General features: G+C 40.2%; 10 protein-coding genes and 3 pseudogenes. 12 read left to right on the top strand and 1 reads right to left on the bottom strand.

Translation table 11 applies throughout. The features are described from left to right. The 9 genes and pseudogenes from HMPREF0023_RS17125 to HMPREF0023_RS11360 all read left to right on the top strand — a co-directional run. Positions 1–172, top strand: a pseudogene (locus tag HMPREF0023_RS17125) (hypothetical protein); the annotation flags it as partial. A gap of 135 nt (positions 173–307) precedes the next feature. Then, positions 308–928: a glutathione S-transferase N-terminal domain-containing protein gene (locus HMPREF0023_RS11395; protein WP_004637963.1), complete on the top strand. Its 621-nt coding sequence runs from the start codon at positions 308–310 to the stop codon at positions 926–928. Positions 929–936: 8 nt separating this feature from the next. After that, positions 937–1368, top strand: coding sequence for a hypothetical protein (locus tag HMPREF0023_RS11390; protein ID WP_008942167.1), 432 nt, complete (start codon positions 937–939; stop codon positions 1366–1368). A 122-nt stretch (positions 1369–1490) separates the two neighbouring features. Next, positions 1491–2348 carry an arylamine N-acetyltransferase family protein gene (locus tag HMPREF0023_RS11385; RefSeq protein WP_005092358.1) on the top strand — a complete coding sequence of 286 codons (858 nt, stop codon included), beginning with the start codon at positions 1491–1493 and terminating at the stop codon, positions 2346–2348. A gap of 53 nt (positions 2349–2401) precedes the next feature. Further along, positions 2402–2830: a YqaA family protein gene (locus HMPREF0023_RS11380; RefSeq protein ID WP_004637966.1), complete on the top strand. Its 429-nt coding sequence runs from the start codon at positions 2402–2404 to the stop codon at positions 2828–2830. A gap of 201 nt (positions 2831–3031) precedes the next feature. After that, positions 3032–3226 (top strand): 50S ribosomal protein L35, encoded by a 195-nt coding sequence (rpmI, locus tag HMPREF0023_RS11375; protein ID WP_004637967.1) that lies wholly within the window; start codon positions 3032–3034, stop codon positions 3224–3226. Between the two features lie 11 nt (positions 3227–3237). Next, positions 3238–3597, top strand: a complete 360-nt coding sequence (gene rplT, locus HMPREF0023_RS11370; RefSeq protein WP_000124858.1) for a 50S ribosomal protein L20 — start codon at positions 3238–3240, stop codon at positions 3595–3597. A gap of 120 nt (positions 3598–3717) precedes the next feature. Then, positions 3718–3920, top strand: a pseudogene (locus HMPREF0023_RS16945) (NADAR domain-containing protein); the annotation flags it as partial. Between the two features lie 39 nt (positions 3921–3959). Next, complete coding sequence (locus HMPREF0023_RS11360) at positions 3960–4352, top strand: hypothetical protein (RefSeq protein WP_005092360.1); 393 nt, start codon at positions 3960–3962, stop codon at positions 4350–4352. Here the strand turns inward: HMPREF0023_RS11360 and HMPREF0023_RS11355 are convergent. Beyond that, positions 4337–5338, bottom strand: a complete 1002-nt coding sequence (locus tag HMPREF0023_RS11355) for a hypothetical protein (RefSeq protein ID WP_005085288.1) — start codon at positions 5336–5338, stop codon at positions 4337–4339. The two genes, HMPREF0023_RS11360 and HMPREF0023_RS11355, sit on opposite strands and share 16 nt — an antisense overlap. 156 nt (positions 5339–5494) lie before the next feature. Here HMPREF0023_RS11355 and pheS point away from each other — a divergent pair. From pheS to HMPREF0023_RS11340, 3 genes and pseudogenes are all read left to right on the top strand, one after another. Beyond that, positions 5495–6474 (top strand): annotated as a pseudogene (gene pheS / locus HMPREF0023_RS11350) (phenylalanine--tRNA ligase subunit alpha). 33 nt (positions 6475–6507) lie between these two features. Then, the gene (pheT, locus tag HMPREF0023_RS11345) at positions 6508–8889 is read left to right on the top strand and encodes a phenylalanine--tRNA ligase subunit beta (protein WP_005085286.1); all 2382 of its coding nucleotides are present in this window, start codon (positions 6508–6510) and stop codon (positions 8887–8889) included. After that, positions 8886–9182 (top strand): integration host factor subunit alpha, encoded by a 297-nt coding sequence (locus HMPREF0023_RS11340; RefSeq protein ID WP_004637973.1) that lies wholly within the window; start codon positions 8886–8888, stop codon positions 9180–9182. The genes pheT and HMPREF0023_RS11340 overlap by 4 nt, the downstream gene beginning before the upstream one ends. Positions 9183–9202: the final 20 nt, after the last annotated feature.

Below are 9202 nucleotides of genomic sequence, written 5' to 3'. Positions count from 1 at the left end.
ATATAATGCAGGTGTACGTGGTGAAGTCGAGACTGAGTTAGAGTGTGCTATCCCAACCTTAGTGAAAGTAGGTTTGTTTGATTTATTCTCGGTTGAAGAATGGATTAATGGAAATAATTTAGGTCGTCGATTTGTTGGTGAAAAGGCGAAAGAGTTTTTAGCGAATCGATAGACTGGATAAACTCCCTAATATCCTCTTTGCAAACATAATTTTATTGTTTCTTTTTCGTGCTACGGTGCTGATCAAATTCTGAAAAATGTGATATAACGCAACAATAATCAAGATAAAGATGAATAGGATAACTAAATGATTGACTTATATTATTGGGGTACTCCCAATGGCCATAAAATAACGATTGCTTTAGAAGAAATGGGGCTTGAATATCAAATCTTCCCGATTAATATTTTAGAAAATGATCAGTTTCAGCCAGACTTTTTAAGGATTTCTCCAAACAATAAAATTCCAGCAATCGTTGATCAAAATGGTCCACGTGGTGAACCAATTTCTGTATTTGAATCTGGCGCAATCTTGCAATATTTAGGTCGCAAAACTGGATTGTTCTATCCCGTTGATGAGCAAGAGCGAGTTGAGGTAGAGCAATGGTTGATGTGGCAAATGGGTGGTTTTGGTCCGATGCTTGGGCAAAACCATCATTTCAACAAGTTTGCACCTGAGCGTATTCCTTATGCGACGGAGCGCTATATCAATGAAACCAAACGGCTGTATGGTGTTTTGAATAAACAGCTGGTTGGTCAGAAGTTTGTAGCTGGTGAATACTCAATCGCAGATATGGCGATTTTACCTTGGGCATTACGCTATGAGTGGCAAAGTATTCAACTCGAAGATTATCCTTATGTGAAAGATTATATCGATCGCTTAACTGCACGTCCTGCCATACAAAGAGCTTTATCGATCAAAGTAGGATAATACGTGTTGTGAAACAACAACTTTATCTGAGACATTGGGCGATTGCGATGGGATTGTTGATACTTACAGCAATCGTCTGCGCTCTGCTACACAATCGCTATTCCGAAGATCATTTGGGGATTTTGGTCTTTGCTTTGATCGGAGTGTTGGGGCTTTTATTTTCTACGTTATTTGCTTGGCTGCAGGTGGAAACTAGAAACTCATATGGTAGCACTTGGCTTTTCGTGAGCTTTTTAAGCCTGTCGTTATTGTTAAGCACTTATCTTTATCATACGGTATCCATTGACTGGGCGGCAGTTTCAGATGATGCTATCCAACTTAGTTTATATCAACGAGTTGTAACGTCAGACCTTACATTTTGGGTCGCATTTGCTTTTCCATTCATTTTTTCCGTCGCGAATTTTTTTGTGCGATCTAAGGTCGCCAAAATGAAGAAATAATCTGTGTTAAAACCATGCATTTAGCCCTATCAGCGTGACTATTTTATAGTTGTGTAATTTTTAGACTTAAAGCTCTATGATCGGTATAGGATAATGTAATTTTAAAACAAGTATAAAGCGTTATGAACTCTACAATCGCGACAGACTATTTAAAAAAACTTGATTTTCAAGGGCACTGTTTACCTACGCTAGAGAACTTAAAGACTCTGCTAAGTTTCCATGTTGAGCACATTCCTTTTGGTAATCTATCCTCTTTTCTTGGGGAGGAAGTCTCATTAGTACCCGAACAACTTGCTCAAAAACTATTATATGAAAATCGGGAAGGGTATTGCTTAGAGCACAGCACCCTGAGCAGAATTGCATTAACTGAGTTGGGGTATGACGCTTATAACGTATTAGGTCGTGTCTATTATCAAAGTGCACATACCACAGCACCTATCCGTACTCATTTAGTCACGTTGGTGCGAATCGATCAGCAATTATTTTTATATGATCCCGGCTTTGGGGGGATGACACCAACAACAATTCTATCTTTAGATTGTATCGGAGAGGCGCAGTCAACACCTTTGGAACAGTTTCGATTTGTGGATGTCGCACAGTGTGGATTGGACATGGCTGTGCTGACAGATGTGAAGTATATGCTTCAGGTTTTTTTACATAATGAATGGATCAATGTGTATGCAATTAATCCTGATCAACAGATCGCGATGGCGGATGCGGAAATTGCCAATTGGTATATATCAACGTCACCTGAATCATTATTTACTCAACATTTAATGTTATTTACAGCGACCACGGAAGCCAGAATGACATTGAAAGATCAGGTATTGAGAATTCATGGTAAAGAAAAATCTGATAAAAAGGTTTTATCAACCCCGCATGAGTTTGGGGAAATAATACAAGCGGTTTTTAAGATACAAATGAACCCACAGAAACTTAGACAAGCATGGGATAAACTTACTTTGATTGAATCAGTTTAAGTGATATTGTCTGGGCATTGCTTTGATCTCTATGTAAGTGCTTTCACACCCTGATGTCCTATTTTCTATTATTTCTCTCTGCTTTTGGTGCTGCAACATTACTACCTTTACAGTCTGAAGCTGTGCTTATGACTTTATTGGTGCAGGGGATGTCCAATCCATTTTATTTGTTGCTTGTTGCGACAGTTGGAAATGTTTTGGGCTCTTGTGTTAACTGGTGGTTGGGATTGAAAATAGAGCATTATAAAGATAAAAAGTGGTTTCCTGTCTCAGAACCACGTTTGCAGCAAGCACAACAGATCTATCATAAATATGGTTTTTACTCGTTATTGTTGAGTTGGGTGCCGATCATTGGTGATCCGATTACGTTGATTGCTGGATTGATGAAAGAGCATTTTGGGCGGTTCTTATTGATTGTCACAATTGCTAAAGCAGGACGCTATTTGTTTATGTATGGCTTATATCTCGGATTATTTTCTTAATTTACTTTCTGTTTATGTTGTAGATTCTCGTTAGCTCCAGGTAAGTTCGACATTGTTGATGTGGCTCAAATCGATTGTATTTTGTGATCAGAAATTTTGCTTTAAATTTAAACGAAGATGCTATATGATACTGCCTTCCTTACCTGCAGGTCGATTTGCAATAGTGCAAACGAGCCGAACAGGTGACTAAAAGAGGTTACTATGGCTAAGTTAAAAACTCGCCGTGGTGCAGCTAAACGCTTTAAAGCGACTGCAAACGGTTTCAAGCGCAAACAAGCATTCAAGCGCCACATTTTGACCAAAAAATCTGCTAAGCGTATCCGTCAATTGCGCGGTTGTGTAATGGTTCACGTAAGTGACGTTGCATCAGTTCGTGCTATGTGCCCATACATCTAAGGAGATTATAAATGGCTCGTGTAAAACGTGGTGTAGTGGCTCATCGCCGTCACAAAAAAATTCTTGCTCGCGCTAAAGGTTACTATGGTGCTCGTTCACGTGTTTATCGCGTAGCGTTCCAAGCGGTAATCAAAGCTGGTCAATACGCTTACCGTGACCGCCGTCAAAAGAAACGTCAATTCCGTGCTTTATGGATTGCGCGTATCAATGCTGGTGCTCGTCAAAACGGTTTGTCTTACAGCCGCATGATCGATGGCTTGAAAAAAGCTCAAGTGATCATCGACCGTCGCGTATTAGCTGACATCGCTATGCATGATGCAGTAGCATTTGCTGCTTTAGCTGAAAAAGCTAAAGGCGCATTAGCTGCATAAGCTTAGAGATTCAAAGAAGGCCGCTTTTTAGCGGTCTTTTTTATTTTTAAGCAAATGTGTTTTAAACATATAAAATAAATAAAAGGAAATAATATGAGTGATACAAAATTTTTAACTGATTTAATACAAGCAACTCTTGCAAAGCTTTCCCAACATCAAGAATTAAAGATTTCCTAATTTCAACAAATAATCGTATCTTAGTTGAGGCATCACCAGTGAATAAGACCTAAGGAGTGGGTATGGCTAAAGCTCATGAAAATATTCAAGACCCTAGATTATGGAATGGTTTAAATCTCTTTGGGGTTGCATTAATGCAAGTCTGATCTCACCTTTTAGTAAACTAAACTATCTTCGGTGAAAACATGCGCAGACAATATCACTTTAGACAAGTGGGGGACGATACTTGTATTTGGGATGTTCATCGTTTAGTGAAGCTGGCCCAAAATTTCATAGTCAAGAAAGTTATGCTTACTGATATTCAAGAACTCAACGAAGCTTATTGGTTTCCAGATGAATATCCAACAACTCAGCAAATCATTGAGCATATTCACTTGATTCAGGATGCAGACCTCAATTATCCCATTATTCTCTGTGCGCAGGGTCGAGTGATGGACGGTATGCATCGTGTAGCAAAGGCAAGTTTACTCAAGCATTCCGATATTCTTGCAGTGCAATTTGAGCAAACACCTGAGCCTGATTTTATGAATATTGATGAAGATGAGCTTGATTACACGGATATTTATAATCCGAAATAATAAGCCAATCCACAAATGATGATCGTGATGAAGACTAATTTTATCACACTGATATGATTCATTTTATGTTGGGCTGCTGCCTGAGTTGGCGTTTTCGCTACATCCATAGTACGGTCATAGGGTTCCATCGGCATTTCAAAATCAATATTTTTATAGTGGTTAGCAATTCTTGAAATCAGTTTCGCAAATAAGTCATCTGTTTTTTGTCCGAAGTTGCGTAAGACAATTTGTTGTTCAGGACTTAACATTTCTCCATCGGTGTTATAAGGATGGCGACGTTGATTCTCGATAAAATCTGTCAATGCTGACATACGATACATGAGTTGATGAGCTGAATCTGCTTGATAGGTGGTTGGAATAATAGCCAAGTCAGCATGATCTAAATGGCTGTGTTCTAGTTCATAACCATAAAAAGGTAGCTCTACTTGTTCTGGTTCTAAGAAGTTTTCTGCGCATTTATGGCTAAAAAGCTCTTGGTTAATAAACTTTTCAATTTCGTGCCAGTCATTATTTTTTAATTCTTGGGTCACTTTTTTAGCAATTGAGTCTGGAAGTGGGTAACGCCAAAATACATCCTGTCTTAGTGAAATTTGTTGTGAGGTGGGTGCTTCGAAAGGATTGTCATGTTGATACCACTCAGCAAGTTCATGCCCACAAATCCATGCAGTTTTATTTTTACCTTCATGGCTCACGATGAAGTGAGCATAGGGAAGTAATTCAACATTGGCGTTAGGGTTTTGGTGGTCTTGTAAGAGCTGTGCATTGTGCAAGCTTAATCGATCAACGCCTTGACGTTTTAAACCTTCCAACCAAACTTGAAAGTGTTGTGCTAAAAGATGTTGTGACTGGAGGTCACGGAACTCGAAATGATGTTGAGCAAAGATGGGGTGATCAACCCAGACACTGAAGGGAAGATTTTGTTGTAAAAACTCATTGCCATAGCTGACAAGCGTCAATTGAACTTTCCAAATTTGATCGAGCGCCATTGTTTTTACTCTTTGACTTTTAGCGATAAGAAAGATTTTAGCAAATTGTTGCGACATATGTTTTTTCAATAGGCTTAATCTTCAAAAAATAGGTAAAAAGCTGATAAACTATAGCGTTTTATTATATTTCTATAATTTGTTGCTTTGAGAGTTACTATGTCACTGGAAGCCCTGACCACTGAAGCGCTTGCTGCCATTGCAGCGGCTCAAGACCTTGCTGCACTCGATCAAGTACGTGTGCAATTTACAGGGAAAAAAGCCAGCTTGCAGAGCAATCGAAAGCACTTGGAAAAATGGATCCTGAAGAGCGTAAAGTACAAGGTGCTGCTATTCATGCTGTTCGTGAAGCGATCAACGCTGCATTGACTGAGCGTCAACAAACATTACAACAAGCTGAGCTTGCTAAAAAATTAGCGAGTGAGACCATTGATATTACTTTACCTGGCCGCGGTCAACGTATGGGAAGTATCCACCCGGTGACCCAAGTTCAAGAGCGTATTTGTCAGTTCTTTACCAAAGCAGGTTTCCAAGTGGCACATGGTCCAGAAGTTGAAGATGATTATCACAACTTTGAGGCATTGAATATTCCGGGGCATCACCCAGCACGTGCAATGCACGATACTTTCTATTTTGATGCAACTCATTTACTCCGTACTCATACTTCGGGTGTGCAAATCCGTACGATGGAAACCAATCAGCCACCAATCCGTATTGTGTGTCCTGGCCGTGTTTATCGTTGTGACTCAGATCAAACGCATTCACCGATGTTTCATCAGATCGAAGGTTTGTACGTTGCCGAAAACACCAGTTTTGCAGAATTAAAAGGTCTGTTGATTAATTTGCTCACTGAATTTTTTGAAAAAGATTTAAAAGTACGTTTCCGTCCATCCTATTTCCCATTCACTGAGCCAAGTGCTGAAGTGGATATTATGGATGAGCGTGGTCGTTGGTTAGAAGTTTTGGGCTGTGGCATGGTACATCCAAATGTATTACGTGCTGCAGGTATTGATCCTGATAAGTACAAAGGCTTTGCTTTTGGTTTAGGGGTAGAGCGTTTTGCAATGTTACGTTATGGCATTAATGACTTACGTATGTTCTACCAAAATGATGTGCGTTTCTTACGCCAGTTTGCCTAAACAGTTTTTCAGGATTAAATAAGGTTTATACACATGAAAATTAGTGAAAATTGGTTACGCACGTGGGTTAATCCAGCAATTGATAGCAATACATTGTCTGATCAATTGACCATGCTTGGCTTAGAAGTTGATGAGTTAGCGCCTGTGGCAAAGCCATTTACAGGCGTGGTTGTTGGTGAAGTTCTGACGGTTGAGCAGCATCCAGATGCAGATCGTTTGCGTGTCACGACTGTAAATGTTGGTTCGGGTGAGCCATTACAGATTGTTTGTGGGGCGCCAAATGTTCGTGTGGGGATGAAAGCACCTGTTGCCACCATTGGTGCAGTGTTACCAGGCGATTTCAAAATTAAAAAAGGCAAGCTTCGTGGTATTGAATCACAAGGCATGCTATGTGGTGCTTCTGAAATTGATTTAGAAGACAAGATTGATGGCTTGTTAGAGCTTCCTGCTGATGCACCTGTTGGCATGAATATCCGTGAATATTTAAAACTTGATGACAATGTGATTGACATCAGTATCACGCCAAACCGTGGTGACTGTTTTAGTATTCGTGGTATTGCACGAGAAATCGCAGTAATCAATCAGTTGAAGATGAATGAACCTGATATTCAACCTGTTCCTGCAACCATCACTGATGAAAAAGCAGTCATCATCACGACTGAAGGTACGCCGCGTTATTTAGGTCGTATTATCAAAAATGTGAATGTGAAAGCCCCTACACCAGAGTGGATGGAACAAGCTCTAGCTCACTCAGGTATTCGTACCCATAGTATTTTGGTTGATATTACCAACTATGTGTTACTTGAGTTGGGTCAACCAATGCATGCTTTTGATTTGACGAAGATAAAAGGTTCGATTCAAGTCCGTCAAGCTCAGCCAAAAGAAAAATTGATGCTGCTAAATGATCAAGAAGTTGAATTGCAAGATGACATCATGGTCATTGCGGATGATCAAAAAGCATTGGCGATTGCTGGCATCATGGGAGGCTTAGACTCTTCTGTTACGGATGAAACACAAGATATTTTCTTAGAAAGTGCATTTTTTGCACCTTTAGCAATAGCTGGTCGTGCGCGTCGTTTTGGCTTACATACTGATTCATCACAGCGTTATGAACGTGGCGTTGATTTTGAATTGCCAATCATCGCGATGCATCGTGCATGTGAGTTGATTCAGACATTTGCTGGTGGTGAGTTTGGTCCAATTACGGTTGCTGAACAAGTGGCTTTATTGCCAACGCGTGAAGCGATTCAGTTAAAGCAGGCTCAAGTGGATCAACTACTGGGTTATGAGGTCGCGGGTGATTTTATCGCAGATGCGTTGATGCGTTTAGGTTGTGTGGTTGAAACGACAGCACAAGGTGAGTGGAATGTGATTCCTCCATCGCATCGTTATGATATCGCAATCTATCAAGACTTAGTTGAAGAAGTTGCACGTATTCATGGCTATGACAACATCCAAATCAGTTTGCCAAAGATTGATGTGAAGTTAGAGAAGTATCAAGATCGTTTTGAAATTGCACAACTACGTCAAACCGTAGCAACTTTAGGCTATCAAGAAGCGATTAGTTTTAGTTTTGCTGATGCAAAATTGGAAAAACAACTGAATCCAGCTGTACAGCCCTTGATGTTGGCTAATCCGATTTCAAGTGATCTAGCTGCGATGCGTAGTACGTTACTTTCAAGCTTGATTCCTTGTGTGCAATATAACTTGAATCGTCAACAACATCGTGTCCGCTTCTTTGAGTTAGGCTTACGTTTTGACTATCAAGGTGCAAAAGATATCCATGATCTTAAGCAGATTCCAACGTTGGCATTGATTGCTGTGGGTTCACTTGCACCTGAATCATGGCATGTAAAACCTCAAGCAATGGATTTCTTTGATTTTAAAGGTGAAATTGAAGAAATTTTGGCAGCAGGTCGAGTGAAGGCAGAGTTTGCTCGTACGCAGAGAGCATGGCTACACCCAGGACAATCAGCTGAAATTTTGGTAAATGGACAGTCAATTGGTTACTTGGGACGTTTGCATCCTTCTTTGGAAAATGATTTAGATTTGGGTACAACATGGGTTGCTGAGCTAGATCAGCAAGCAGTTTTGCAATCTTATGTATCTAATTTTACAGAATTATCACGTTTTCCATCGGTTAGACGTGATATTGCGCTTTTAATCTCTGATAATATTGAAGTGAAAGATATTCAGCGCATGATTGAACAAACAGGTGGTGAGTTACTTGACTCCACATGGTTGTTCGATGTGTATACGGGGCAAGGGGTTGAACAAGGCAAGCGCTCTTTAGCTTTTGCATTGTTGTGGCAACATCCGGCTCGTACGCTTGAAGATGCTGAAATCAAATCTGGTATGGATAACATTATTCAAGTGTTGGAAAACACTTATCAAGCGACATTGAGGGCCTCATGACAGCATTAACAAAAGCAGATATGGCGGACCATTTAAGTGAGCTAACGAGTTTAAATCGTCGTGAAGCAAAACAAATGGTCGAGTTGTTTTTTGACGAAATTAGTCAGGCATTAATTTCTGGCGAACAAGTCAAACTTTCTGGATTCGGTAATTTTGAGCTACGTGATAAGCGTGAGCGTCCTGGACGTAATCCTAAAACGGGTGAGGAGATTCCAATTTCTGCGCGCCGTGTAGTAACGTTCAGAGCAGGTCAAAAATTTAGACAGCGTGTGGGGAACGAGCAGGTCGATTGATCTGCTTTTTCATCTTAACT

The sequence above is a fragment of the Acinetobacter sp. ATCC 27244 genome (assembly GCF_000156555.1).
GTDB classification, from domain to species: domain Bacteria; phylum Pseudomonadota; class Gammaproteobacteria; order Pseudomonadales; family Moraxellaceae; genus Acinetobacter; species Acinetobacter haemolyticus.
Note: the sequence above shows the minus strand (reverse complement) of the source record. Positions and strands in the feature narration are given on the sequence as shown.